Consider the following 26,728-nt stretch of genomic DNA (forward strand, 5'->3'; position numbering starts at 1 on the left):
CCTAAATGACCGCTTTAATGATTTCCAACGTCATTTTATGGGTAATCGTACTGGCCCTGGTGCTGGTTGTACTTGCCCTGTCGCGCCAGATTGGCGTGTTGTATGAACGGGTCGCCCCCATGGGTGCCCTGACTATGGATAAAGGCCCGCAGGTGGGGGATGCTGCGCCTGTGCTGCAATTGCAGGACCTGCGCGGTCGTGCTGTTTCGGTCGGTGTGGCTGGCCCACGCAGCCAACTGATTTTCTTCATGTCGCCTACGTGCCCGGTGTGCAAGAAGTTGCTGCCTATTCTGAAGTCCATCCAGGGCTCGGAAGGTCAGTGGGTGGATATCTTGCTGGCCAGCGATGGCGAGATGCCCGAGCATCTGGCTTTCTACCAGAAAGCACAGCTGGATGCCTTCCCTTACGTCTTGTCCACGCAGTTGGGCATGGGCTTTCAGATCAGCAAACTGCCTTACGCCGTGCTGATCGACGAAAGTGGTGTAGTGCGCGCCAAGGGCCTGGTCAATTCGCGTGAGCAGCTGGAAAGCCTGTTCAACGCCAAAGATCTGGGCGTAGCGTCGGCGCAGGAATATTTGGCCGGTGACTCGGGCATGAAGCAAGTGCAGGTATCACGAAAGGAGAACGTCAATGCGTTGGCTGGATAAATTTGGGGAGAGTCTCTCCCGTTCTGTCGCCCACAAGACTTCGCGTCGCAGCGTGCTGCGCTCGGTGGGCAAACTCATGGTTGGCTCGGCCTTTGTGCTGCCCGTATTGCCAGTGGCCCGTGCGGCTGGCGGTGGTGGCAGCAGTGGTGCAGATCACCTTAGCTTGAACCCGGATCTGGCCAATGAAGACGAGGTCAACTCCTGCGACTACTGGCGTCATTGCGCAGTGGACGGGTTCCTGTGTTCTTGCTGCGGTGGCACGACCACAACCTGCCCCCCCGGCTCGACCCCCTCGCCCATCTCGTGGATTGGTACTTGCCACAACCCGCATGACGGCAAAGACTACTTGATCAGCTACCACGATTGCTGCGGTAAAACGGCTTGCGGTCGTTGCCAGTGCAACACGCAAACCCGCGAGCGTCCAGGCTACGAGTTCTTCCTGCACAATGACGTGAACTGGTGCATGGCCAACGAGAACAGCACCTTCCACTGCACAACGTCCGTGCTGGTTGGCTTGGCTAAAAACTAAAAAACCTGACGGGCCTGTGCGCAGGCCCCAAGGTTGAGATATGCCGGGCGGCTGGGACAGCGCCCGGTGTCAGAAGGAGGCATCACTGTGTGGACATCTTTGCGCCTGGCCTGTTTGGGCGCCGTACTCCTGGCGTTTACGCCTTGGGCCCATGCCCAAGAAGAGATGGCCGGAACGGGCGATTACCTGCAAAGTTCTCAGGCTTTTAAAGACTATATGCTGCAATGCGCAGGCTGCCATCGCTACGATGGTCACGGTCTGACGCACCGCGGTATTCCAGACTTCAACCAGTCCATTGGCTTGTTTACACGCTTGCCAGCGGGGCGCGATTATATGATCCGTGTGCCCGGAGCCTCGCAGTCGCAGTTGGACAATGCTGATCTGGCTCGGGTGCTGAACTGGATTGTGGCAAAATTTAGTCCCGAAGAAATGACCGCGGATTACCGGCCCTTTACATCGGCAGAAGTCGGGGCGTCACGACGCCACCGTTTTGACGATGTGCTCAAGGCGCGTACCGAATTAACTGCCCAGATGAACAGCCTGGGTCTGGAGCCTGCTCCTTATCTGTATGGTTCGATGGAGCGCTGATACAGCGGGTTAACGACCGTAGACGCTTGAATTTTTTAGGGCTATAAGAAAGGAGGCATGTTCTGCCTCCCACCCCCATCAATAGCGTTGGCCGCAAAGGCCCCTAGGCGATGTCTATGTTATTGCGCACTCCTACCGCTTCTTTCAAGAGCCTGGCTGCTTGGCAGGAAGTGGTGTGCGCGTATTTTGTGCCCTTGGAAGTCCAGCCCGAGTCGCGCCGGGGTTTTTCCAACCGGGCCGCAACAGACCGCATGGGCTCGGTGGATGTCATGGAATTGTGTACCAGCGCGCAGCGGGTGCGACGCACCCAGGCACTGGCCAGCAAGTCCGAACAAGCTCTGTATAAAGTCACGTTGCAAATCAGCGGCAGCAGCCAGATCGAGCAGAATAATCGCACCGGCATCTTGCAGGCTGGCGAGTGGGGCATTTATGACACCACCCGTCCTTACGAAGTTGCTGTTCAGGATCAATCCCATTTTCTGGTGTTGCAGTTTGAAGAAGAGCGCTTGTTGCCTTGGCTACCTTGGCTAAGCGATGCCGTTGCGCGGTCTTTTTCGGCAACAGCTGGGCCCGCACGTATTGCGATGGACATGCTGCGCCTTGGTTTGCAAGAGCGCGGGCATTTATCGCCCTCGGCCCTGAGCGAATTATCCCAGACCGTCATCCGCATGATGGCCTTGAGCTTGGCCGATGGCCGGCCGGTTCCCACCGAATCCGCGCTGGATGAAGTGCGGCGTGGTCAATTGCTGCAGATTCAGCAATATGTGCAGGATCACGTCGGCGATACCGGCTTGAATGCCCAGTCTTTGGCCCTGCAGTTTCGGATCTCACGCCGTTATCTTTACAAGCTCTTTGAGCTGTGTGGACAAGCACCGGCTGACTACATCATGGCTGCTCGATTGGAGCGTGCCTGTCAGTTATTGGTGGACGGCAAACCCGGCCGCCAGATCAGCGAACTGGCCTGGCAAATGGGTTTTTCCGATGCCGCTGTCTTCAGTCACGCCTTCCGGCGACGCTACGGCGTATCGCCCAGCGAATGGCGTCGCAGCCGCATTTGCGGCGATTAAGTACAGGTACGTAGACGCAATCCCGACTGTTGGCAAACAGGCGGGATTTCTATTCTAGAAGCTCTCGATTGGGGTGGCCGATGTGGCTCACCCGGCTTCTCAAGGATAGTCTCATGCGTCTACACCTCGATTGCGCCCTGCTGCATCCTCAGCCCAACTGGGCCCAGAATTTATTGGCCATCATCCCGCCTTGCGAACGTTTGCAGCTGCAAGCCTTGCAAGCGCCTCCGGCACCCCAGCCCGATCAGGACTATTTGTTTTTGCGCCGCTCGGCGGCCTTGCTGCTGCGTTTTGATGCCTGTCTGATTCCTGTCGAGGCGGCCACCTTGATTCAAGTGCGCCGTGCCCTGTCTGCCGCTCAAGGGCATTTGCCTGTTCCCGTGTTTGGTTTGGTGCGCGCCGCCATCAAGGCTGCTGCCCTGACCGATCTGCTGGAACTGGGAATGGCCGATTACGTGCGCGAGCCTTTATGTCTGGATGATTTGCGCGCCCGCATCAATCGACAGCGTTTGCAATCGTCTTCCCACGCTTTGAATGAACCGGGCTTGCCGGGTCGGATACACTATAGGGTGCAGGAAAACCAGGATCTGGTCCTGCACCCCGGCCCAACGGAGCAGCACCTGTCGCAAACTATCTTGCAACAGGAAGGGACGACGCTGGAAGCCTATGCTGCGGCGGTAGCTTCGCGCTACGCAAGCAGCCAGGAATCCTTCAAAGTTGCCAAGGGACGGATCGTGGCCCGCTTTGAGCAGGCCTATATCCATGCCGCCCTTGATCGCCATAGCGGCAATATCGCCATGGCGGCCCGCTCCGCGCAAAAGCACCGGCGTGCTTTCTGGGCACTGATGCGCAAACACCATATCGATGCAGCACGCTTTCGATCCGCATCAAACCCAGACGACGAACACGATGGTTAAAATTAACAGGCATTTTTCAATAGGGATTGCCGTGTCTTTACCTCAATTAAAAAACGATGTTTTCCTGCGCGCGCTACTGCGTGAGCCTGTGCCTTACACCCCCATCTGGCTGATGCGCCAGGCCGGGCGCTACCTGCCTGAATACAATGCTACCCGTGCCCAGGCCGGTTCTTTCATGCAGCTGGCTCAAAATCCCGAATTTGCATGTGAAGTGACCTTGCAGCCTTTGCGTCGTTTCGATCTGGATGCCGCCATTTTGTTCTCGGACATCCTGACCGTACCGCACGCAATGGGCCTGGGTTTGGACTTCGTTGCCGGTGAAGGTCCGCGTTTCGCCCGCCCTGTGCGTACCGAAGCGGATGTCATGGCTCTGGAAGCCCCAGACATGTCCAAATTGCAGTACGTGTTTGATGCCGTATCGCTGATTCGCAAGGAACTGGACGGCAAAGTGCCGCTGATCGGTTTTGCAGGCAGCCCCTGGACCATTGCCTGCTACATGGTGGAAGGCCAAGGCTCGGACGATTACCGTCTGGTCAAAAGCCTGATGTATCAGCGTCCTGACCTGATGCACCGCATGCTGGAAATCAACGCTCAAACCACACGTGATTACCTGAATGCCCAGATTCGTGCTGGCGCTCAGGCTGTGATGCTGTTCGATAGCTGGGGCGGTGTTTTGTCCGACTCCCTGTTCCAGGAATTCTCCCTGGCGTACACCCGCCAAGTGGTGGATGGTCTGATCCGCGAACACGACGGCCAGCGTATCCCTGTCATTGTCTTTACCAAGGGCGGTGGCATGTGGCTGGAAGATATTGCCGCTTGTGGCGCGGATGCCATGGGTGTGGACTGGACCGTGAATCTGTCGCGTGCCCGTACCCGCATTCAGGACAAGCTGGCTTTGCAAGGCAACCTGGACCCCATGACCATGTTCGGTGGCGAAGAAGCCATTCGTCGTGAAGCGCGTCGCGTTATCGATGACTTCGGTCCGGTAGGCCAGGGCGGTCATGTGTTCAACTTCGGCCATGGTATTTCGCGTTTCACCGATCCGGAAGCCGTAGGCATTCTGGTCGACGAAGTGCATTCCTACAGCCGTCGTCACCACAGCGTTTGATTGTGTTTGCGCACAAGCTCACAGGGCTTGTGCGCAAAGTTATGCACACTGATAGCACGGGATTTGAAGCCTTTATATTTAAGGTTTGATTTCAATACCCGGTTTTAATTGCTTGATATCTTTGCGTTTTATTGTTATTTCAGAGATATTCAAAATTAAATTGTATCCATGCTTGCTTCTTTGTGTTTTTTGTTCATGTCATTTTCCCCAAAGTTATCCACAGCTCTCTAAGGCCTTGACTTATCAGGCTTTCAGCCCTGCCAGCCCCTTTTTGAAACACCATCCATGACCGCCACCCCTGACGCTATTTCTGCATCGGCAAGCACTGGACCTTTTTGGTTGCATGTGGCTTTGGACGTTCCCTTGGACGGTGTGTTTGATTATCAGCACACCGAACCCGTCCTGATCGGTCAGCGTGTCCTGGTGCATTTTGGGCGGCGGCAAATGATAGGTGTGGTGGTGGCGTTGCCCGAACAGCCGTCCTATCCGCCGGAACAGGTCAAAGCTATTGATCAGGTCCTGGATGACCTGCCGCCTTTCCCGCCGGATTGGCTGCGCATGGCACGCTTTGCTTCCACCTACTATCACCGTCCCTTGGGCGAGGTCATGATGCCCGCGCTGCCGGGGCCGCTGCGCAAGCCGTCGGCTTATCTGGGCAAGCGTTCAGCCGGTGGACCGGTGCTGCGCATGGCCAAGCGCAAGGAAAAAAAGGTAGATCCCGTAGACAGCGATGTCCTGCCGGTATTGAACGCCGAACAGCAGGCGGCGGTAGATGGCATTGTGGCGGCCAAACCTGGCAGTTGCTTGCTGCTGCATGGGGTGACGGGCAGCGGTAAAACCGAAGTCTATATGCGGGTGCTGGAACAGGTGTTGGCTGCAGGTCGCCAAGTCTTGTTCATGGTGCCGGAAATCAATCTGACCCCTCAGTTCGAGCAGGTGTTGCGCGCTCGCTTGGCCCGAGTCTTGCCGGGTGATGTGCTGGCCGTGCTGCACAGTGGCTTGTCCGAGGGCGACCGCCTGCGTGCGTGGTTACGCGTCAATAGTGGGCAGGCCCGCATTCTGTTGGGAACGCGTCTGTCTATCTTCACGCCCATGCCAGATTTAGGCCTGATTATTGTGGACGAGGAGCATGACAGCTCGTACAAGCAGCAAGATGGCCTGCGTTACTCGGCGCGGGATTTGGCTGTCTGGCGCGGGCACGATCTAAAAGTGCCGGTGGTCCTGGGATCGGCCACGCCTTCGCTGGAAAGCTGGAATCATGCCCGTCAAGGTCGGTATGGTTTATTGAGCCTGCCCAAGCGGGCTCGAGAAGTATCCATGCCGCGTGTACGTTTGGTCGACACGCGCCATTTGCGCCTGGAGTCGGGGTTTTCGCCCCAGTTGCTGGAAGCTCTGCAAGCCTGTCTGGACAGGGGAGAGCAGTCGCTGGTCTTTATCAACCGGCGCGGTTATGCCCCGGTACTGCATTGCGCTTCTTGTGGCTGGTTATCGCAATGTCCACGCTGTACGGTCTATACCGTCCTGCACCGGCAAAATGGTTTTAAACATAATCTGCAGTGTCACCACTGTGGGTATCAAGCGCCTGTGCCTCGCGCTTGTCCGGATTGCGGGGACCAGGATTTGCAGCCCATGGGCCGTGGCACGCAGCGCATTGAAGAATTCCTGGGTGAACAGTTCCCTAATGCGCGCTTGGTGCGCATTGATGCGGACAGTACGCGCTTAAAGGGCAGTGCTCAGCAGCTGTTTGAGCAAGTGCATGCTGGCGAAGTGGACATTATGGTGGGCACGCAAATGGTCGCCAAAGGCCATGACTTCACGCGCTTGAGCCTAGTAGGTGTGCTGAATGCGGACGCGACCTTGTTCGCCCACGACTTTCGGGCGCCGGAGCGCTTGTTTGCTCAATTGATGCAGGTGGCTGGCCGGGCAGGCCGCCACACTGAAGGGGCGGATGTCATCATCCAGACGGGCTATCCCGATCAAGCGGTCTATCAAAGCCTGATCAAGCACGATTACATCGGCTTTGCTCAAAGCGCCTTGAACGAGCGCGAGTCGGTTGGTTTGCCGCCCTTTGCCTACCAAGTGCTGTTGTCGGCTGAGGCACCGCAATTGGCGGATGCCATTCGTTTGCTGACTCAAGCGCGGCGTTTGCCCGAAGAATATCCGAACGAGTTTCCGGGTGCGGACCAGGTTTTCCTGTACGATCCCGTACCTTTGCGCGTTTTGCGGGTTGCCAAGGTCGAGCGTGCCCAGTTGTTGCTGGAAAGCGTCCATCGGCCCGCCTTGCAGGCGTTTGTACGCTATTGGGGCCCGCGTGTGGCTCAATTGGCCAAGCAGGAAAAAGTTCGTATTACGATCGAAGTCGATCCACTTGAAATTTAGGCTTGTTAAGGCCATGTCCACCTCCATCACCACTCCTGGTCATACCGTTCCTACCGACCTGAACGCCATGCAGCGTCAGGCGGTGTTGTACATGGACGGCCCCTGTTTGGTGCTGGCCGGAGCGGGCAGTGGCAAAACACGGGTGATTACGCAAAAAATTGCGTATCTGCTGCGCGAGTGTGGCTATACCGGCAGGCAAGTGGTTGCGCTGACTTTTACCAATAAGGCCGCTCGTGAAATGAACGAGCGTATTCGCGCCTTGGTAGATCCCAAGCTGCTGCGTGGTTTGACGGTCAGTACCTTCCACTCCCTGGGGCTGCGTATTCTGCGCGAAGAAGCCCAGCATGTGAATTTGAAACCGCGCTTTTCCATTCTGGACTCCAACGACGCTTTGGCGATTATTCAGGAGTTGCTGGTCACGACGGATAAAGGTCGTTTGAAGTCTGTTCAACAGGAAATTTCCCTGTGGAAAAACGCGCTTATGGGGCCTGACGACGCGGAGCGTGCTGCGAACTCGCCTAGCCAGATCGAGGCTGCCCGTATCTATCGCGATTACGCGGCAACTTTGATTGCCTATCAGTCGGTGGACTTTGATGATCTGATTCGTCTGCCAGCCCAACTGATGGAAAGCAATCAGGAAGTGCGCGAGCGCTGGCAGCATCGCATGCAGTACTTGCTGGTGGATGAGTATCAGGACACTAATCTGTGCCAGTACCGTCTGGTGCGCTCCTTGACCGGGCAGCGCAGCATGTTCACCGTTGTGGGGGATGACGATCAGGCGATCTATGCCTGGCGTGGCGCAACGGTCGAGAACCTGGCGCAGTTACCCAGCGACTATCCCAATCTGAAAGTAGTGAAGCTGGAGCAGAATTACCGCTCCGTGCAACGGATCTTGCACGCCGCCAATAATGTGATTGGGAATAATCCGGTGGTGTTTGGCAAGAAGCTTTGGTCTGACCTGGGCTACGGAGAGCCCATCCAGATCAGCGTCGCGGATGATGAGCAGAACGAAGCGGAGTCGGTGGCCATGCGTTTGTCTGCCGAGCGTTTCGAGCGCAAGGCTGAATGGCGTGACTTTGCAATCTTGTATCGCGGCAATCATCAGGCCCGAATTTTCGAGCAGGCGCTACGAAATCTGCGCATTCCTTATACGATCTCGGGCGGACAAAGCTTCTTCGACAAGGCCGAGATTCGCGACATTTTGTCCTACCTGCGTGTAGTGGCTAACGATGATGATGATCCTGCTTTCATTCGAGCCGCCACCACGCCGCGTCGCGGGATTGGTCAGGCTACCTTGCAGGTCTTGGGGCAGTTCGCCGCCGAGCAAAAATTGTCCCTGTACGCTGCGGTGTCACAGATCGCCTTGACGGATCGTTTGCCGGAACGTCAGCTGGAGCCTTTGAGTGTCTTTGCCCAGTTCATTTCGCGTATTCAGCAAAGGGCGGACCGGGTGGAAAGCGATGCGCCCGAGCATGAGACTTCGGTCAGCGAGCTGCTGGACGAACTGCTGCGAGCCATTGATTACGAGCGCTATCTATACGATATGTTTGATGAACGCCCTGCGCAGACGCGCTGGGAAAACGTCGTGGAATTGATTAGCTGGCTGAAGTCCAAAGCCGCCGATGATCAGCTTAGTCTGAATGATCTGGTGCAGCGAGTCGCCTTGATCACCATGCTGGAGCGTGGCGAGGACGACGACCCGGATGCGGTCAAGCTATCCACGTTGCATGCTTCCAAGGGTTTGGAATATCCGCATGTATTTCTAGTGGGAGTAGAGGAGGGGTTGCTGCCACACATAGGACGTGATGACGAGGATATCGACCCGGCTAAAGAGGCTGATATTCTGGCCCAGCGTATTCAGGAAGAGCGTCGCCTGATGTATGTGGGAATCACTCGGGCTCAGCGCAGCCTGCGGCTAAGCTGGTGCAAGAAGCGCCGTCGCGCTCGCGAGAGTCTGGTGCGTGAGCGTTCCCGCTTTATTGACGAGATGAAGATTGAAGAGCCTGGCGTTCAAGAGGACCCGGAGCAGGCGGCCTTAAGTCCCAAGCAGCGTCTGGATATGCTCAAGAACTTACTGAATAAATCTTAAAAAATCTTGAGAAGGGGTTGGCTTAGGCTCCCGGCCTTTATCTATCCTCAGTTGGCTAAATAATGTGTCTAGCACTGGCGGCTATTTCTTTGTTGAGCGCTAAACTTGAATGAACCAGGAACAGGGAATCGCTTGCAAACCCTTTAGTGAAGCAAGGACGCCGTCCTGCGCATTAATGCGCGTAGTGGCTCGCAGCCGTGTTAGTCATCGTACAAAAAACAAAAGCCTGCTAAATCAGCAGGCTTTTCAACATCAAGCGGTGTTTTGCTTGAGCGTTACGACGGTGATGCGTGGCTTATTACCAGTAGCTGGCCGACATCCGGGAATCACGGTTGCGGGCTTCGTTCAAGGCACGGGTCAGTTCGACCATGTACTTGAACACCACGTTTGCGGCTTTGGAAACTTGTTTGGCCGCTGCTTTGGTCAGTGCAGTTAAAGACACGGATTCACCATTTTCCAGGGCATGCTGCATTACCCCACGCTCAACAGCATCACTCCAATGAATGTAGTGCGAGTAAGTGGTCATGGTAGACATTTGCTTTCCCTTTAAGGTGAAGGTCTAAGTTAACGAATCCTCATTATAGGGTTTTCCCTAGTCAAAACACAAGGGTAAACCCTAGGGTTTGGGGTGTTCTGTCTCTTTTAGGGGAAAACCCTTGGTTATTAGGAAATATTCCCAAGAATCAGAAGCTTATGGAATGGGGTTTAGGCCGGTTTTGGTGTTTTTTTGGGGTGGGGGCTGAGTGTTGGTGGCGGAGCGGTTGGCTCTGGTTTGGACAGGCTGCGGACAGAGGGCGGAGTGGCTTTTAGAGGGTGGTTTTGAGCCGAGGAATGCTTGGAGAGTGGTGGGGCGAGTTGGAGCTGGGCGGCAGTGGGACAGCCCTTGTTGAGTGCTCGGGGGGAGGGAGCGGAGACTTGCCGGTGCTATGCACCGGTACCCTTGTCTACTCATGGCGTAGGGCGCACCTTGAACTCGTTCGGTGCTTTGTCCCCCGGACAAAGCACAAGCGTCGAACTCGAACAGCAAGGTGCTTGTATCCCTACTCCATGAGCAGCCTGCGGCAAGCCCCCTGACTGCTCCTTCCCCCCGAGCACTCAACAAGGGCTTCAAAATGAGCCTGCTTAACTGCTTAACTGCTTAACTGCTTAACTGCTTAACTGCTCAATAGCTCAACGGCTCGACAGCTCAATGCCCCCAACCCCCAACCCCGGACCCTCAGCTCAGGGTTCATGGCAGCCGCCACGTGCGTCTCCTCTTATTGCTCACGCCAATAAAAACGGCCTCTTCTGCTTGAGTAGCGACATGTACATGAAGTCGCTAGTTCAGTTTGAAGAGGCCGTTCAGCAAAGCCTGGGTGAAGAGGTGGCTTATCTAGGTAAGGTCGAACTTCCCATCAGGAACTCGTCTACGGAGCGTGCGCATTGGCGGCCTTCGCGGATGGCCCAGACGATCAGGGACTGGCCGCGGCGCATGTCGCCTGCTGCAAAGACTTTGCTGCGGCTGGTTTGGTAGTCCTCTGTGTTGGCAGCGACGTTGCCCCGGTTGTCGGCTTTGACCGAGAAGGCTTCCAGGACTTGTTGCACGGGGGCGGTGAAGCCCATGGCCAGCAGGACCAAGTCGGCGGGGAAGCTCATTTCGGAGCCGGGAATGGGCGTCATGCTCATGCGGCCTGTTTCCGGATCGCTTTTCCATTCCACTCGCACGGCGCGCAGTTCTTTGACGTGTCCGTTTTTCCCCTCCAGCTCTACGGTATTGATGGCCCAGTCACGCTCGCATCCTTCGTCGTGGGAGGACGATGTGCGCAGTTTCAAAGGCCAGTAGGGCCAGGTCAGCTCGGTATTTTCCTGTTCGGGAGGGCGGGGCATCAGTTCAAACTGGGTGACTGATTTGGCGCCTTGACGCGTGCTGGTGCCCACGCAGTCGGAACCGGTGTCGCCACCGCCGATGACCACAACATGCTTGCCTTGGGCGCTGATAGCCGGTGTGCTGCGTGATCCGGCTACTTGCTGGTTCTGGATACGCAGAAAGTCCATGGCCGGATGGACGCCCTGTAGCTGGCTGCCAGGGGCATCCAGCAAGCGTGGGGTTTCTGATCCGCCCGCCAGCACGATAGCGTCGAACTGTTGTTCCAGTTCGGCGGGTGATATCACGCTCAGCCCAGGCTCTTGGGCGGCCTGATCGCTTGCCTGACCGATGTAGGTGGAGGGGCAGAACTGCACGCCCTCTGCCTGCATCTGGGCGATGCGGCGATCCAGCAGGTGTTTGTCTAGCTTGAAGTCAGGGATGCCGTAGCGCATCAAGCCACCGATGCGATCGCTCTTTTCGTACACGGTTATGTCGTGGCCGACTCGCGCCAGTTGCTGTGCGCAGGCCAGCCCTGCCGGGCCGGAGCCGATGACCGCAATACGCTTGCCGGTCTTATGGGTGGGGACTTGGGGAACGACCCAGCCCTGTTCCCAACCCTTGTCGATAATGGCGTGCTCGATGGATTTGATGCCCACTGGCGCACGGTCTATGTTCAAGGTACAGGCCGCCTCGCAGGGGGCCGGGCAGATGCGTCCGGTAATTTCCGGAAAGTTGTTGGTGGAGTGCAGCACGTCCAGTGCTTGCTTCCACTGCTGGCGGTACACCAGATCATTCCAGTCCGGAATGATGTTGTTGACGGGGCATCCGTTGTGGCAGAACGGGATGCCGCAATCCATGCAGCGGGCCGCTTGCTGGCCCGCCTGCTCGTCATTCAATACCTGGACAAACTCTTTCCAGTGTTTGACCCGCTTTAAAGGAGCTTCTACCGCCTCTTGCAGACGTTGAAACTCTAGAAATCCAGTCGTCTTTCCCATGATGTATGTTTCCTGATGGTGATGGGAAGGGTTCAGGCCGAAGCCGAACGGCGGGTTTTACTGCTTTTGGGGGCGGCTTTGCCGGTTTGCGGGCCTTGCCACAGCTCAGCCAGTGCCCGGCGGTATTCACGCGGGATGACTTTAACGAACTGTGCACGGCTGCTGTCCCAGTCTTTCAATAGCTCGCGTGCCTGGAAGCTGCCGGTGGCCTTGAAGTGCTCTTGAAGCAGATGCTGCAAGATGGCGTCGTCGGTTTGCCGCTCGCCTTGCGCGCTGCGGCTGTGCCATTGGGCCATGCTGCTGTTCATCTCTTGTTCGGCCTTGCTCAGCACAGGCTCCAGGTCCACCATGCCGGGATTGCAGCGCAGTTGCAGACGTCGCTGCGGGTCCCAGACGTAGGCCACGCCACCGGACATGCCAGCGGCAAAGTTTCGGCCTACTTCTCCCAGCACAACCACCGTCCCGCCCGTCATGTATTCGCAACCGTGATCGCCTACGCCTTCCACGACAGCGCTGGCACCCGAGTTACGCACAGCAAAGCGTTCACCGGCCACGCCATTAAAGAAGGCGGCACCGGCCAGAGCACCGTAAAGCACGGTGTTGCCCACGATGATGTGGTCTGGGCCGTAGCCTCGGAAGTCGTTGGGCGAGCGCACGATGATGCGTCCACCTGACAAGCCTTTACCTACGTAATCATTGGCCTCGCCCACCAGATCCAGGGTGATGCCCTGCGCCAGGAAGGCCCCAAAACTTTGGCCGGCTGTGCCTTTGCACTGAATATGCAGGCTGTCGTCCGGCAGGCCTTGATGGCCGTATTTCTTGGTGAATACGCCCGACAGCATGGCACCCACGCTGCGGTTGCGATTGCGCACCGGAGTGATGAAGGAGAGCGGCGTGCCTTGATTCAAGGTGATGGCGCTGCGCTCGATCAGTTGGCGGTCCAGGGTGTGATCCAGGTCGTGATCTTGCGTTGCGATCTGGCGTGGGGACTCTTCGTTCTCCACCTTGTGCAGCAGGCGCGAGAAGTCCAGCCCATTGGCTTTCCAGTGCTCGATGCCAGCACGCATGTCCAGCCAGTCGCTGCGTCCAATCAGATCATCAAAATGACGTACACCCAGCTTGGCCATCAGTTCGCGCACTTCTTCAGCCACAAAGAAGAAGTAATTCACTACATGCTCAGGCTTGCCTTTGAATTTGCTGCGCAGGACCGGGTCTTGTGTGGCAACGCCCACCGGGCAGGTGTTCAGGTGGCATTTGCGCATCATGATGCAGCCTTCCACGACCAACGGGGCGGTGGCAAAGCCAAACTCATCAGCACCCAGCAAAGCGCCGATCACCACGTCACGGCCGGTCTTCATCTGGCCATCGGCCTGCAGACGAATACGGCTGCGCAAGCGGTTCAGCAGCAGGGTTTGCTGGGTTTCTGCCAGGCCCAATTCCCACGGAGTACCAGCGTGCTTGATGGAGGACAGGGGCGAGGCACCTGTGCCGCCGTCATGGCCAGCAATCACGATGTGGTCGGCCTTGGCTTTAGCTACACCGGCAGCCACTGTACCAACACCAACTTTGGAGACCAGTTTGACGGAAATATCGGCTTGGGGATTCACGTTTTTCAGGTCGTGAATCAGTTGGGCCAGATCTTCAATGGAGTAAATGTCGTGATGCGGGGGCGGGGAAATCAAACCCACGCCGGGGACGGAGTAACGCAGCTTGGCAATGTATTCAGACACTTTATGGCCGGGCAACTGGCCGCCTTCGCCGGGTTTGGCCCCTTGTGCCATCTTGATCTGAATTTGGTCCGCGCTGCACAGGTATTGGGCCGACACACCAAAGCGTCCGGAAGCGACCTGTTTGATGCGCGAACGCAGCGAGTCTTTGTCCTGCAACTCGATGTCTGCACATACCCGATCCTGGCCCAGCACGCTGGCCAAGGTGTCACCTTTTCGTATGCCGCTATTGCCATGCTGCATTTCGTGTAGATAGCGTCGCTCGTCCTCACCGCCTTCGCCGGTATTGGACTTGCCGCCAATCCGGTTCATGGCCACGGCCAGGACGGCGTGGGCCTCGGTGGAGATGGAGCCCAGCGACATGGCACCTGTCGCAAAGCGTTTGACGATCTCGCTGGCCGGTTCTACCTCTTCCAGAGGGATAGCCTGGGCATCGTCTACACGCAGCTCAAACAGACCGCGCAGCGTCATGTGACGGCGGCTTTGATCGTTGATGAGCTGAGCGTATTCCTTGTAGGTGCTGTAGTTCTGGCTGCGGGTGGCGTGCTGCAGCTTGGCGATGGAATCGGCTGTCCACATATGGGCTTCGCCACGGACGCGCACGGCGTAATCACCACCTGCTTCCAGCTGGCCTTCCAGAACAGGATCGCTGCTGTACGCGGCGCGATGCTGCCGCAGTGCTTCTTCGGCCACGGTGAAGATATTGATGCCTTCAACAGGACAGGAGGTGCCCACAAAGTATTTGTCCACCAGCGAGCGCGACAGGCCTATGGTCTCGAAAATCTGTGCGCCGGTATAGGACATGTAGGTGGAGATGCCCATTTTGGACATGACCTTGTACAAGCCCTTGTTGATGGCCTTGATGTAGTAGCTTTCGGCCTGAGCCTCGTCGATCTGGTTGACGGGGTCTTGTGCCAGATGGTGCAGGCTTTCAAAGGCCAGCCAAGGGTGCATGGCTTCAGCGCCATACGCACCCAGCAAGGCGAAGTGGTGAACCTCGCGGGCTGAGCCGGTTTCAACCACCAGACCGGTGCGGGTGCGCAGTCCATTGCGAATCAGGTGCTGATGAATGGCGGAGGTCGCCAGCAGGGCGGGAATCGCGACGTGCTCGGCATCGCAGCGGCGGTCGGTCAGGACCAGAATGTTGTAGCCATCTCGAACGGCATCCGCAGCGCGGGCGCACAGCGCAGCCACGCTGGCCTCGATACCTTCAGGGCCCCAGGCGCTGGGGTAGATGATGTCCAGCTCCTGGCTGCGGAATTTGCCATTGCTGGCCGCTTCAATGCGGCGGATCTGGCTCATGTCAGCAGGGCTCAGAATGGGCTGGGCCACTTCCAGGCGCAAGGGCGGATTGACGTTGTTGATGTCGAGCAGGTTGGGCTTGGGGCCGATGAAGGACACCAGCGACATCACCATCTGTTCCCGAATTGGATCGATAGGCGGGTTGGTGACCTGGGCGAACAATTGCCGGAAGTAGTTGTAAAAGGGTTTGGATTTGTCGGACAGCACGGCCAGGGGCGCGTCGTTGCCCATGGAGCCGGTCGCTTCTTCCCCTTTGCTGGCCATGGGCTGCAGCACAACTTTGATGTCTTCCTGGGTCCAGCCAAAGGCTTGTTGCTGATCCAGCAGATCACGCTCTGGCAGTTGAGGACGTACACCGGGCACGCTGGGCAGGGAGTCCAGGCGCAAACGCAGGCGTTCAATCCATTGCTTGTAGGGGTGGGTGTTCGCCAGTTGAGATTTGATCTCGGCATCGTCAATGATGCGGCCTTGCTCCAGGTCGATCAGCAGCATTTTTCCCGGTTGCAGACGCCATTTTTTGACAATGCGGTGCTCGGGGATAGGCAGGGTGCCGGCTTCAGAAGCCAGCACAATCATGTCGTCGTCAGTGATGATGTAGCGGGCAGGGCGCAGGCCGTTGCGGTCCAGCAGGGCCCCGATTTGCAGGCCATCCGTAAAGGCGATGGCGGCTGGGCCATCCCAAGGCTCCATCTGAGCGGCATAGTATTCGTAGAAAGCGCGGCGGCTCTCGTCCATCTCGGCGTGCTGCTCCCAAGCCTCCGGCATCATGATCATCATGGCGTGTGGCAGTGAATAGCCCGCCATCACCAGCAGTTCCAGGCAGTTGTCGAACGTGGCGGTGTCGGACTGGCCTTCGTAGACGATGGGGTAGAGCTTTTGCAGATCCGAGCCCAATACTGCCGATTCCATTGCCCCTTCGCGGGCGCGCAGCCAGTTGAAGTTGCCTTGTACCGTGTTGATCTCGCCGTTGTGGGCGATCAGGCGGTAGGGGTGGGCCAGGGGCCAGGCGGGGAAGGTATTGGTGGAAAAGCGTTGGTGCACCAGGGCCAGGGCCGAGCAGGCGCGTGGGTCGGCCAGATCGCGGTAGTACTGGCCTACTTGATCCGCCAGCAACAGGCCTTTGTAGACGATGGTGCGCACCGAGGCCGAGGTCACAAAATATTCCTGACCGTGGGCCAGATCCATGCGGTAGATGGCGTGGCTGGCAGTTTTGCGGATGACGTACAGCTTGCGTTCCAGTGCGTCGGGCACCATGACATCCGGGCCGCGACCGATGAACAGCTGGCGAATGACAGGTTCATTGGCCTTGACGGTGGGCGACATGGGCATGGTGCTGTCCACGGGCACATCACGCCAACCCAGCATGTGCTGGCCTTCAGCACGCACAGCGCGTTCCAGCTCCTGTTCACAGGCCAGGCGGGACGCGGTTTCTTTGGGCAGAAAGACCATGGCCACGCCGTATTCACCGGGGGGCGGCAGGGTCACGCCTTGGGCGGCCATTTCTTCGCGGTAGAGCTGGTCGGGGATCTGGATCAGGATGCCTGCGCCATCGCCCATCAGGGGGTCTGCGCCTACGGCACCGCGGTGATCGAGGTTTTCCAGGATTTTGAGGCCTTGGGTGATGATGGCGTGGCTCGCCTGGCCTTTGATGTGTGCGATAAATCCAACGCCGCAGGCGTCGTGTTCGTTAGCGGGAAGGTACAAGCCTTGGGCTTGGGGGGGACAGGAGTGTGTCATGGGCGTATCCGCAAAGAACGTTGTGAAGCGGTGCATTTGTTGCAGCGCAAAAAATAAAATACAGCGATTTTTTTTTTGCACGCAAGAATTTTTTGCGGATACGAGAAAAAAAAATGGGGGCCTGATCTCGCAGGCCCCTAATCACCCCATTTGATCGGGGGGTACTGTGGCTAGATCGCTGCACATGCGGCTTTGCGCAGCGACCCGGCAAACAGTGGTCTTACTTGCCGCTGCGGTTCTGGCTCATCTGTCCCAGAATGCGCAGGGCTTCTTCACCTTCAAGAAGCTTGGCAAACAGTTTGCGTTCGCGCTCCAGCACTTCCAACAGCACCTCGCGCTGGGGTTCACGCAGCAAGCGCTTGCTGGTACGCAGGGCAATCGGCGGTTGCTCGGCCAGTAAATGGGCGCAGGCGCGGGCGGCCTCCAGGCTGTTGCCGTGGTCCGTCAGCTCGGTCAGCAGGCCGTCTGTCATGGCCTCTTCTGCGCTGAATGCCTTGGACAGTAGCAGCCACTCGTTGGCACGGCGTGGCCCCACATATTGGGCCAGCAGGTGGCTGGAAGCGCCTTCCGGGCACAAACCCAAAGCGGTAAAGGGCATGCGCAGACGCGCATCGCGGGCTGCAAACACAAAGTCTGCATGCAGCAGCAAGGTCACACCGATTCCCACCGCATGGCCTTCCACGGCCGCGATGATGGGAATATCTGCCTTCACCAGACTGCGCAGGAATTTGATGGGTGGGGGCTCGGTACCGCTGCGCACATTGGACAGTTCGGAGATGTCGTTGCCGGCACAGAAATGCTCGCCCGCACCGGTCAGAATCAGTGAACGATATTGTTGATTCTGATCGGCCTGGTCAATGATGTCGGCCAGCTCTTCGTACATGGGGCCGGTCAGCGCATTGCGGCGTTCCGGGCGATCCAGCGTGATTTCCAGCCAATGGCCGGCATCGTGAGTACGTATCATGGCGTGCTCCTGTTTCAGGCGAATGGCGAGGCCAGCAAGGCCGCTTTGGCTTCCTGGTATTCGCGCTGCATGCGAGCCACGATGTCGGCGGTCGGTTCGATGGAATCAATGCCGCCAATCCCTTGACCAGCGCCCCAGATATCACGCCAGGCCTTGCTCATGCCCGAGCCAAAGGCGGTGTCGGCCGCCTTTTCGGCATCCAGCTTGTCCGGGTCCAGTCCGGCGGCGCGGATACTGTCTTTCAGGTAGTTGCCGGGGATGCCGGTAAACAGCGGGGTGTAGACGATATCGGCGGCACGGCCTTTGACAATCATGTTCTTGTAATCGTCCGAAGCATTGGCTTCGGTGCTGGCGATAAAGCGGGTGCCGATGTAGGCCATATCGGCGCCCATAGCCTGAGCAGCCAGAACGTCGCGGCCACTGGTCATGGCACCGGACAAGGCAATCGGACCGTCAAAAATGCGGCGAATTTCGTTCACCAGCACAAAGGGGCTCAACGTGCCCGCGTGGCCACCGGCACCAGCGGCCACCACGATCAGGCCATCCACACCAGCTTCCAGCGCTTTTTCAGCGTGGCGCAAGGTGGTGACGTCGTGAAATACCTTGCCGCCCCAGGCGTGCACATGCGGCACGATGTCCTGCGGAGCGCGCAGGCTGGTGATGACCAGCGGAACCTTGTGGTCGGCGCAGACCGTCAAATCCTGCTCCAGCCTGTCATTGGACTGGTGGATGATGTGGTTGATGGCGTAGGGGGCGATGCGGCGCTCGGGGTGGCGTTCGCGTAATTCGGCCAGAGTGCTATCGATCTCGTCCAGCCAGTCCTTGAGCTTTTCCTGAGGACGGGCATTCAGGGCGGGAACTGAACCGATGATGCCGCTGGCGCATTGTGCGATCACCAGGGCCGGGTTCGAGACGATGAACATGGGAGCTGCCATCACAGGCAGAGTCATAGATTGGTAAAGCTGCTGCGTTAATGCCGAGGGCATAAGGTCGGTCTCCTGTTATGGAATGATTTGCCCCGCCTCTTGAAGGGGTGGGGTCCTGCAAGGAAGATCTGCCGCTGATAATCTATCGTGACTTATTCTAGGATGGATTATCGTAGCCCGGCTTGTTGCGGCGCACAAATTTCCTCCGGCCCGAAAATGACCATTGTTTGAGCACTTTTTTCTGTCCGTAGACCGGACTAAGCGGCAATAGTGCACAATGAACCACTTGAAGGATTTTTGTCTGCTATGACCACGACTGAACGAAAATCGCCTTTGGCGGGATTGCGTGTTCTGGACTTGACGCGCGTACTGGCCGGGCCTTGGTGTACCCAAAATCTGGCGGATCTGGGGGCGGAAGTCATCAAGGTAGAGCGTCCGGGAGCAGGGGATGACACCCGAGGCTGGGGGCCTCCGTATTTGCAGGATGGTCACAGAGCGGACACGGAAGATGCGGCCTATTTTGGGGCGGCCAATCGCAATAAAGAGTCCATCATCCTGGATATTGGCACTGCACAAGGTGCTGAACTGGTGCGCAAGCTGGTTTCTCGCTGCGACATTCTGGTGGAAAACTTCAAAGTCGGTGGCCTGAAAAAGTACGGGCTGGACTATGAAAGCCTGCACGCCATCAACCCGGCCCTGATTTATTGTTCGATTACCGGCTTTGGCCAGACAGGTCCCTATGCGAGTCGTCCTGGCTATGATTTCATGATCCAGGGCCTGGGCGGTTTGATGTCCCTGACCGGTGAACCCGGCGGCGAGCCCCAGAAAGCAGGAGTGGCCGTTGCCGATGTCATGACGGGCATGTACGCCACCGTTGCTGTCCTGGCAGCTGTGGTCGAGCGCTATCGCAGCGGTTTGGGCCAGCATCTGGATATTGCCTTGCTGGATTGCCAAGTGGCCATGATGGCCAATCAGAATATGAATTACTTGTGCACCGGGCAGGCGCCACAGCGCCCCGGTAATGCACACCAGAATCTGGTGCCCTATCAGGTCTTTGCGGCCAGTGACGGGCATTTGATTGTGGCGGTAGGCAATGATGCCCAGTTTCGTGCTTTTGTTCGGGAGCTGGGCCATCCTGAATGGGCGGATGATCCTCGTTTTGCGCGCAATGCCGGGCGTGTCACGCACAGAGATGTGCTGGTGCCCTTATTGGCCGAGTGCATGCTAAGCCGCACACGCGATGGCTGGCTGCAGGCCTTGGAAGCCGCGGGCATTCCGGCCGGCCCTATCAATACGATGGAACAGGTTTATCAGGACCCGCAGGTGGTGGCGCGTGGTTTGCGTCTGGACTTGCCAACCGGGAAAGGCGGTACGGTGCCGTCGGTGGCCAGTCCGCTGCGTTTGTCCGCGACGCCGGTGCGCTACCGTAATGCGCCGCCGCGGCTGGGCGAGGATACCCGTGAGGTCCTGGCGCGTGTGTTGGAGCTTTCGTCCCATGAGGTCGATGCTTTGCTATCCAGCACTCACGAGCAGGCTTAATTTTTATTGCTTTTCGATCAGGTTGTGAATCATGAAACAGATACAAACCATCGCTATTGTTGGCGCCGGTGCCATGGGACGGGGCATTGCCCAGATTGCTGCCCAGGCTGGCAAGCAGGTCTTGCTGTATGACCTGAATGCGGATTCAGTTAAAGCGGCTTTGGCCGATGTGCACTCGGTCTGGAGCCGTCTGCAAGAGAAAGGTCGCATGACGGCTGAGCAGGTCGAGTCGGCCAAGGCGTGCCTGCAAACAGCCAGCGACTTGCAGGCCTTGGCGGCGGCGGATCTGGTGGTGGAAGCCATCGTGGAACGCCTGGACGTCAAGCAAGGCTTGCTGCAGCAGCTGGAAGAGATTGTGTCGGCCGATTGCGTGCTGGCTTCCAACACTTCTTCGCTGTCGATTACCGCCATTGCCCAGGCTTGCCGCCATCCCGAACGTGTTGCGGGTTATCACTTCTTTAACCCCGTTGCCCTGATGAAAGTGGTCGAGGTGATCGACGGTCTGCGTACAGCGCCGGAAGTGGGTGATGCCTTGATGCAGGTGTCGCGCGAGATGGGCCATACGCCGGTACGTGCCAAGGACATGCCAGGTTTTATCGTGAACCACGCGGGTCGTGGCATGAACATTGAAGGACTGAAAATTGCCCAGGAATGCGTGGCGCCTTTTTATCAGATCGATGCCATCATGCGCGAGCAGGCGGGTTTCCGCATGGGTCCGTTTGAGCTGCTGGATCTGACCGCGCTGGACGTGTCGCATCCGGTGATGGAATCCATCTACCGTCAGTTCTATGACGAGCCGCGTTTCCGTCCCTCTCCCATTACGGCAGTGCGTCATGCGGGCAAGCTGTTTGGTCGCAAGAATGGCGAAGGCTTCTATAAGTATGTAGAGGGTAAAAAGCAGCTTCCACAAGAACCTGCCGTGCCTGCTGTCGCTTCCTTTGCCCCTGTGTGGGTCTCCCCCTACCACAAGCAAGGTCAGGCGCGCGCCAAGCAGTTGCTGTCAGAGCTGGGCATGACTGTAGTAGAAGGCGATCAGCCCCCAGCAGATGCCTTGATCCTGTTGACGCCCTACGGCGAAGATGTGGCTACCCTGGTGTCCCTGCATGGTCTGGACCCGGCTCGTACCCTTGCGCTGGATACCTTGTTTGGCCTGGAGCAAGGCCGCCGCCGCGTCTTGATGTGCTCGGCAGCTACCACTCCAGAATGGCGTGACCAAGCCTGGGCCATGTTGGCCAGCGACGGTACGGCAGTCAGTGTGATTGAAGACTCGGCTGGTTTTGTTGCACAACGTCTGGTGGCAACCATTGTGAACATCGCCAGCGATATTGCCCAACAGCAGATTGCCACGCCGTCGGACATTGATGCTGCCGTGCGTCTGGGTCTGGGTTACCCGCACAATGGCCCGCTGTCCATGGGTGACGCGGTGGGTGCCCGTGACTTGCTGGATGTACTGAATACCTTGCAAGCTGTGACGGGTGACATGCGCTACCGCGCCAGCCCTTGGTTGCAGCGTCGCGTCCAGTTGGGCATGTCCCTGACGGCGCTGGCACAGTGCAAGGCGCAGTAAGAGGTAAGTAAGCCGCTAGCCTGGAGGCAGGTTTCTACCTGCCCGGAAGGCCTTAGCAGGCCGGATAGTCCACCGTCACAGGACTAAAGCCTGAATTCGGAATTACACCGAATTCGGGCTTTTTTATGGGCGCCTGGTTTGTGGCTGTGGTCACCATACGCTTATGGTCGAGGAACGACAGCCAACAAAAAGCCCGATGATGATTCATCGGGCTTTTGTGTGTTCCGTTCAGAGGCGCTGTTTAAAGACAGAGCTTCTGAGTGGCTGCCATCTTACTTGGCCGAGTTAACCATGTGCTGAACAGCGGCACGGATCTCGTCGTCAGAGGCTTGCGAGCCGCCACGGGGAGGCATGGCACCTACACCGTGAATGGCTTTTTGAACCATAGTGTCCATACCGGATTCGATATAAGGCTTCCAGGCTGCTTGATCGCCAAACTTGGGCGCACCAGCGATACCGGCAGCGTGACAGGCAAAGCAAACGGTGTCGTACAGCTTGATACCGGCTGGGTCAACTTTGGAGTCGTCAGCAGCGGCTGTTTCAGTGGCTTTAGGAGCGTCAGCAGCAGGGGCTGCATCGGCAGGCTTGGCGTCCTGGGCAGCGTCCGCTTCTGGCTTGGCTGCATCCGCATCTTCGCCTTCTGGAGCAGGAGCTTCAGGTTCTTTGAAATCAGCGCCAGCAGCGTTAGCCATGTAAGCAACGGCACGAGCCACTTCGATATCGTCCAGCGATGGGTTACCACCCTTGGCAGGCATGGCACGGATACCGTGAATGGCGTTCTTGACCAGTTCGTCCTGGCCCAGTTTGAGCAAATCGCCCCAGGCGTCTTTGTCGCCAAACTTAGGCGCACCGGCCACACCGGCGCCGTGACAGGCGGTACAGGTGGTTTCGTAAACTTGTTGCCCCGTCTTCAGCTCTTTGACGGCATTGGCGTCAACCAGTTTGAAACCGGCAACAGGCTGAATGCGTGCTGCAATGGCTTCGGGCGAAAGGGCGGCAGAGCCAGCACCTGCACCCATGGTGGACGTAACCAGGCTGACCAGCATGACAATAATCGCGATGGGCACCAAGAAAGCCAGAGCCACGGTCACGAGCAATTGTTTAGGGGTTTTTATCATGGCTTTGTGACCCTCGTTGTGTTCTTCGGGTTTGTGTTCCGTGTTGCTCATTATCGGATCCTGCGAGTTCGTACAAGAAATGACGGGAGGGCCTTAAAGGCCACCAATAAAGGCTTGCGCCTACCAGTTGGGGTGCGCAAGGACGTGTCTACCTAGCCACCGACCAAGATCGCGCAACCATGGATTATAGCGGAGTGTATCGCTCTTGTATCTGACTCTTGATTCAGGTCTCATGCAATTGCCAGATAGTTGCTGAAAAAAAGTCCAAACTCACGCTACAATAGCCAGCTTGGCGTCCGTAGTTCAATGGATAGAATTAGGGTTTCCGAAGCCCTCGATACAGGTTCGATTCCTGTCGGACGCGCCAGAATTGTTCAGTTTTACGGCTCTTTAAGGGCTTTTTGCAAGACCAGGGCTGATTTTTTTCATGAAGCCCCGCAGCGATCAAGCAGCCAGATGGCTGCTTTTTTTGTGCCTGTCGTTTGTGGCGCAGTCCGGTTTTCAAGTTTATGCGGGAAGTCGGCTAATTATTGATCTCGATCATTTGGCCTAGGACGAAATGGGCTTTGTAAGACGATCTTGATGCCTGTTTGTGCGAAACAACAAACGCAACCGGGGGCATCGTGCCCCCGGTTGCGTTTTCCTGTGGTGCTTTCTTTTTTAGATTGCTTCAGCGCAGATCACATAGTCATGGCCATGACGCAGCCCGCCTAGAGACTGGTTCAAGGCCAGGGCTTGCTGACGCAAGGCTTGAACATGCTCGGATAAGGCCATGGCCAGATTGCGATCTTTCAGACGACGCAAGCGTCCATCACACATATCCAGCTGGCCGTGGATAAAACCATCGCCATAGCGAATGGCAAAGCGCTGCGCATCCACGCAACGGTAGCCAGCTTGCCGCAGATGACGCAAAACCCAGTCCATCGGGTACTCGCGATACGGGCGTTCACCAGCCAGCAAGAGGCAGGCATCCCGCAAGCGGCCTATCTCCACAATCAGCTTGCCCGCCGGGTCCGTGCTGCTATAGGGCACGTAAGGCTCCAAACCAATGATGTAGAGACGCTGGCCGGTTAGCGGGCGCAGCCGGCCAAACAGCAGATCCTGGGTGTAGGGCGCAAAGCCATCGATGGCGCCCAGCAGGTAGTCCGCCAGAACCGTATCAAAGCGTTCCTCTTGCAAGAACTCCGGATCGCTCCAGTTGCCCACCAGCAATTGGTCCTGGTTACGCTTTTGTTCCCCAAGTTCGCGGGTGACTTGCTCGGCCATGCCGGGGGAGGCCGTAATGGCCGTCCACCGTTCAGTGTTCAGCGTCAGCAGCCAGCGCAGTGAACCTTTGCCGGTGCCAGCATCCAGAAAGCTGCCCCAGGGGCGGTCGCCCTGCATGTCAGCAACGATCTGGTAAAGACGACTACCTGTGTGTATTGCGGTTTTGCTCAAAATTCCACCTGTATTCCAGCCAGGATGTTGCGTCCCATAAGAGGTGCTTGGCGGGCGATGAAGGAGGTGTGCCTATATGCCAGCTTGTTCAGCAAGTTATTGCCTCTCAGGTACAGGGTGTAGGTGTTCTGGTCCATGCGCAGGCGATAGCTCAACCCCATGCTCAACATGCCGTAGGAGGGCGAACGCTCTTCTTTGTCAGCGAGGCGGTCTTGGGCAAAGGAGTGGGTGTAGCCGACGAAGCCGGACCAGTTTTGCCAGTTCAGATCAGTACGGATTCCCAGGCGAGCCGCCGGCATACGTGGCAGGTTGCGGCCTGGATCTCGCAGTTTACCGCGCACCAGATCACCGTAGAGGCTGACTGAAGCCCAGGAGCTAAGCGGGTAGGAAGCCTCGGCTTCCACCCCCCAGAATTGGGCCTTGTCCTGACTGTATTGAATCAGCTGAAAGTCTTCGTGCCGGTCCAGCGTGCGGCCGTAAATATAGCCGGAGCTGCGGGTATAGAAGGTGCGCAGGTCAAAGCGCAAGTCGCCCAGATGTTTTTGCAGGCCCAGGTCTACGCTGTGACTGGTTTCCTTGTCCAGATTCGGGTCGCCACGCTCATAGCTCAGGGTGGCAAAGTGCACGCCCTTGGCGAATAATTCCTGAGCTGTAGGCAGGCGCTGCGAACGCGATACAGACAGGCTGGCGGCATATTCCGGGGCAAAGTCCCAGACCGTGCCCAACGATAGGGAAGTGGCTGTGCCGGTTTTACGTTCCAGGGTTTGGGAGTCCGGGGTGACGGTCTGCCATTCCTGGCGCGCGCCCATTTCCAGGCGCCATTCGTCCCAGTTCACGCTTTCCAGCAGGAATAGACCTTGGCTGCGTGTACGGGTAGGGGGAATGAAGTTCTCAACACCGTCGCGGGAGGCGAAGTCGGACTGGCTGGTTTGCAGGCCAATTACTCCTTCAAACGGTCCCCAGGGATTATGTTCCAGCTCCAGGCGGGTGTCATAGCCTCGGTTGGTGAAGCGCGTGCCATCTATATCACCGTCTTTTTCTACGTGTTGGTAGTTGGTGGCACCTGCACGCAGGCGGGCACGTTTAAAGCCAGGCAAAGGGTCGCGTAATTCACCTCTCAGGTCGAAGCGTTGGGTGCGCAAGTGGGCGGTAGCCGAATGCTCATGGCCGTGATCGTGTTCGTGGCTGTGGGAATGCCCGTGGTCATGGCCGTGATCGTGACCATGGCCGCCGCAGTGCAGGGTGGCGCCATGCGGGTGGCAGTCCTCGTATTCATGGCTGTGGCCGGGCAGGCCGTAGTTGTCTTCGCGATAGGAGTAGGCTGCGCCGATGTAGCCACGATCACCGATAAAGGACAAACCCACGCTGCCCGTGTCGCTGCTGGAGTTGGAGTCTTTGACGCGTGTGTCGGTCCAGTTGGGAACTCGGTAGTCGCGGCTGCGTTGTGAGGCCCCTTCCACATGCAAGGCCATATTGCCTTCGCCCGCTGTCATTTCCACAGCGCCGATCTTGCCGCGATCCGCCGTCGAGCCTTGGGCGCGAACGGTCCCTTCAAAGCCTTTTTCGGGGATGGCCGTGGGGATTTTTCGATCCAGCACGTTGACGACACCGCCAATTGCGCCACCGCCATAGAGCAAAGCGGAAGGACCGCGCAGCACTTCAATGCGGTCGGCCTGCCAGGTGTCCACCGTGATGGTGTGATCGGGGGAGATAGCCGAGGCATCCATTACCTCCGCCCCATCGCTGAGCACTTTGACGCGGGGAGCCGTCTGGCCGCGAATCACGGGGCGGCTGGCCCCGCTGCCAAAACTGTCTGCATGTATGCCGACTTCACCGTCCAGCAATTCTCCCAAGGTGCCTGTGCGTCGCAGGTCTAGTTTGGGGCCTTGCAAGACGGTGCTTGCCGTTGCCAGTTCCGTCTGGCGTAAGGCCAGGGGGCTGGCGGAAATTCGGATAGGGGCCAACTGAGGCACGGTTTCATCAACTTCATTTGCATGGGCGGAGGCACAAAGCAGCAAGGCCAGAGCCAGGGGCAGGGGGCGTGGTTTGAAATACATCTCATCTTCCGGTGTGTTAATTTTTGAGATGTTATAACATAACAATATTGGATTGAAATAATTAAAAAGTCATTTCAACCCGTGGGGATTTCACTTGAACTCGCTTGTTGCTGAAGCGCCGCCCGGCCGATGTAGGGCAGGGAAAGACAAGCATTGTGAGTGCGACCTTTGGCTTGTCCCAATATGAGA

At 57.6% G+C, this 26,728-nt stretch carries 18 protein-coding genes and 1 tRNA gene; 11 read left to right on the plus strand and 8 right to left on the minus strand.

The window, feature by feature from the left end:
* Positions 1 to 5: 5 nt before the first annotated feature.
* The 8 genes from mauD (at position 6) to AC1RSM_RS09100 (ending at position 9,324) form a co-directional block, all read left to right on the plus strand.
* A complete protein-coding gene (mauD, locus tag AC1RSM_RS09065) occupies positions 6 to 647 on the plus strand; it encodes a methylamine dehydrogenase accessory protein MauD (RefSeq protein WP_492931705.1) in 642 nt (213 codons plus the stop codon).
* On the plus strand, positions 631 to 1,176 hold the full coding sequence (locus AC1RSM_RS09070) for a methylamine dehydrogenase light chain (protein ID WP_492931707.1): 546 nt from the start codon (positions 631 to 633) through the stop codon (positions 1,174 to 1,176). Before mauD ends, AC1RSM_RS09070 begins: the two co-directional genes overlap by 17 nt.
* Before the next feature lie 87 nt (positions 1,177 to 1,263).
* Complete coding sequence (locus AC1RSM_RS09075) at positions 1,264 to 1,764, plus strand: cytochrome C (RefSeq protein ID WP_492931709.1); 501 nt, start codon at positions 1,264 to 1,266, stop codon at positions 1,762 to 1,764.
* Between the two features lie 116 nt (positions 1,765 to 1,880).
* Complete coding sequence (locus AC1RSM_RS09080) at positions 1,881 to 2,831, plus strand: AraC-like ligand-binding domain-containing protein (protein WP_492931711.1); 951 nt, start codon at positions 1,881 to 1,883, stop codon at positions 2,829 to 2,831.
* Between the two features lie 113 nt (positions 2,832 to 2,944).
* Positions 2,945 to 3,748, plus strand: a complete 804-nt coding sequence (locus AC1RSM_RS09085; protein ID WP_492931713.1) for a hypothetical protein — start codon at positions 2,945 to 2,947, stop codon at positions 3,746 to 3,748.
* 31 nt (positions 3,749 to 3,779) lie between these two features.
* Complete coding sequence (gene hemE, locus AC1RSM_RS09090) at positions 3,780 to 4,856, plus strand: uroporphyrinogen decarboxylase (RefSeq protein ID WP_492931715.1); 1,077 nt, start codon at positions 3,780 to 3,782, stop codon at positions 4,854 to 4,856.
* Positions 4,857 to 5,141: 285 nt separating this feature from the next.
* Positions 5,142 to 7,235: a primosomal protein N' gene (locus tag AC1RSM_RS09095; protein WP_492931717.1), complete on the plus strand. Its 2,094-nt coding sequence runs from the start codon at positions 5,142 to 5,144 to the stop codon at positions 7,233 to 7,235.
* 13 nt (positions 7,236 to 7,248) lie between these two features.
* Positions 7,249 to 9,324: a UvrD-helicase domain-containing protein gene (locus tag AC1RSM_RS09100; RefSeq protein WP_492931719.1), complete on the plus strand. Its 2,076-nt coding sequence runs from the start codon at positions 7,249 to 7,251 to the stop codon at positions 9,322 to 9,324.
* Positions 9,325 to 9,622: 298 nt separating this feature from the next.
* On the opposite strand, the gene AC1RSM_RS09105 is transcribed toward AC1RSM_RS09100, so the two are convergent.
* From AC1RSM_RS09105 to AC1RSM_RS09125, 5 genes are all read right to left on the minus strand, one after another.
* The gene (locus AC1RSM_RS09105; protein WP_492931721.1) at positions 9,623 to 9,859 is read right to left on the minus strand and encodes a hypothetical protein; all 237 of its coding nucleotides are present in this window, start codon (positions 9,857 to 9,859) and stop codon (positions 9,623 to 9,625) included.
* Positions 9,860 to 10,692: 833 nt separating this feature from the next.
* Positions 10,693 to 12,165 carry a glutamate synthase subunit beta gene (locus tag AC1RSM_RS09110; RefSeq protein WP_492931723.1) on the minus strand — a complete coding sequence of 491 codons (1,473 nt, stop codon included), beginning with the start codon at positions 12,163 to 12,165 and terminating at the stop codon, positions 10,693 to 10,695.
* A gap of 32 nt (positions 12,166 to 12,197) precedes the next feature.
* Positions 12,198 to 16,931 carry a glutamate synthase-related protein gene (locus AC1RSM_RS09115; protein WP_492931725.1) on the minus strand — a complete coding sequence of 1,578 codons (4,734 nt, stop codon included), beginning with the start codon at positions 16,929 to 16,931 and terminating at the stop codon, positions 12,198 to 12,200.
* 220 nt (positions 16,932 to 17,151) lie between these two features.
* Entirely contained in the window at positions 17,152 to 17,895 is a 744-nt protein-coding gene (locus tag AC1RSM_RS09120) for an enoyl-CoA hydratase/isomerase family protein (protein ID WP_492931727.1), read from the minus strand.
* 14 nt (positions 17,896 to 17,909) lie between these two features.
* Complete coding sequence (locus AC1RSM_RS09125; protein WP_492931729.1) at positions 17,910 to 18,881, minus strand: NAD(P)H-dependent flavin oxidoreductase; 972 nt, start codon at positions 18,879 to 18,881, stop codon at positions 17,910 to 17,912.
* A gap of 246 nt (positions 18,882 to 19,127) precedes the next feature.
* Here AC1RSM_RS09125 and AC1RSM_RS09130 point away from each other — a divergent pair, with 246 nt between their 5' ends.
* Complete coding sequence (locus tag AC1RSM_RS09130) at positions 19,128 to 20,360, plus strand: CaiB/BaiF CoA transferase family protein (protein ID WP_492931731.1); 1,233 nt, start codon at positions 19,128 to 19,130, stop codon at positions 20,358 to 20,360.
* A gap of 31 nt (positions 20,361 to 20,391) precedes the next feature.
* On the plus strand, positions 20,392 to 21,927 hold the full coding sequence (locus tag AC1RSM_RS09135; protein ID WP_492931733.1) for a 3-hydroxyacyl-CoA dehydrogenase: 1,536 nt from the start codon (positions 20,392 to 20,394) through the stop codon (positions 21,925 to 21,927).
* A gap of 272 nt (positions 21,928 to 22,199) precedes the next feature.
* Here AC1RSM_RS09135 and AC1RSM_RS09140 read toward each other — a convergent pair whose 3' ends face one another.
* Positions 22,200 to 23,096, minus strand: coding sequence for a c-type cytochrome (locus AC1RSM_RS09140; RefSeq protein WP_492931735.1), 897 nt, complete (start codon positions 23,094 to 23,096; stop codon positions 22,200 to 22,202).
* A 241-nt stretch (positions 23,097 to 23,337) separates the two neighbouring features.
* Between AC1RSM_RS09140 and AC1RSM_RS09145 the strand changes: the two genes are divergently transcribed.
* A tRNA-Arg gene (locus AC1RSM_RS09145) sits at positions 23,338 to 23,412 on the plus strand.
* 293 nt (positions 23,413 to 23,705) lie between these two features.
* On the opposite strand, the gene AC1RSM_RS09150 is transcribed toward AC1RSM_RS09145, so the two are convergent.
* On the minus strand, positions 23,706 to 24,482 hold the full coding sequence (locus AC1RSM_RS09150; protein WP_492931737.1) for a class I SAM-dependent methyltransferase: 777 nt from the start codon (positions 24,480 to 24,482) through the stop codon (positions 23,706 to 23,708).
* Entirely contained in the window at positions 24,479 to 26,539 is a 2,061-nt protein-coding gene (locus AC1RSM_RS09155) for a TonB-dependent receptor domain-containing protein (RefSeq protein WP_492931739.1), read from the minus strand. The genes AC1RSM_RS09150 and AC1RSM_RS09155 overlap by 4 nt, the downstream gene beginning before the upstream one ends.
* Positions 26,540 to 26,728: the final 189 nt, after the last annotated feature.

It is taken from the genome of Alcaligenes sp. GW821-FHT11D07 (assembly GCF_058808495.1).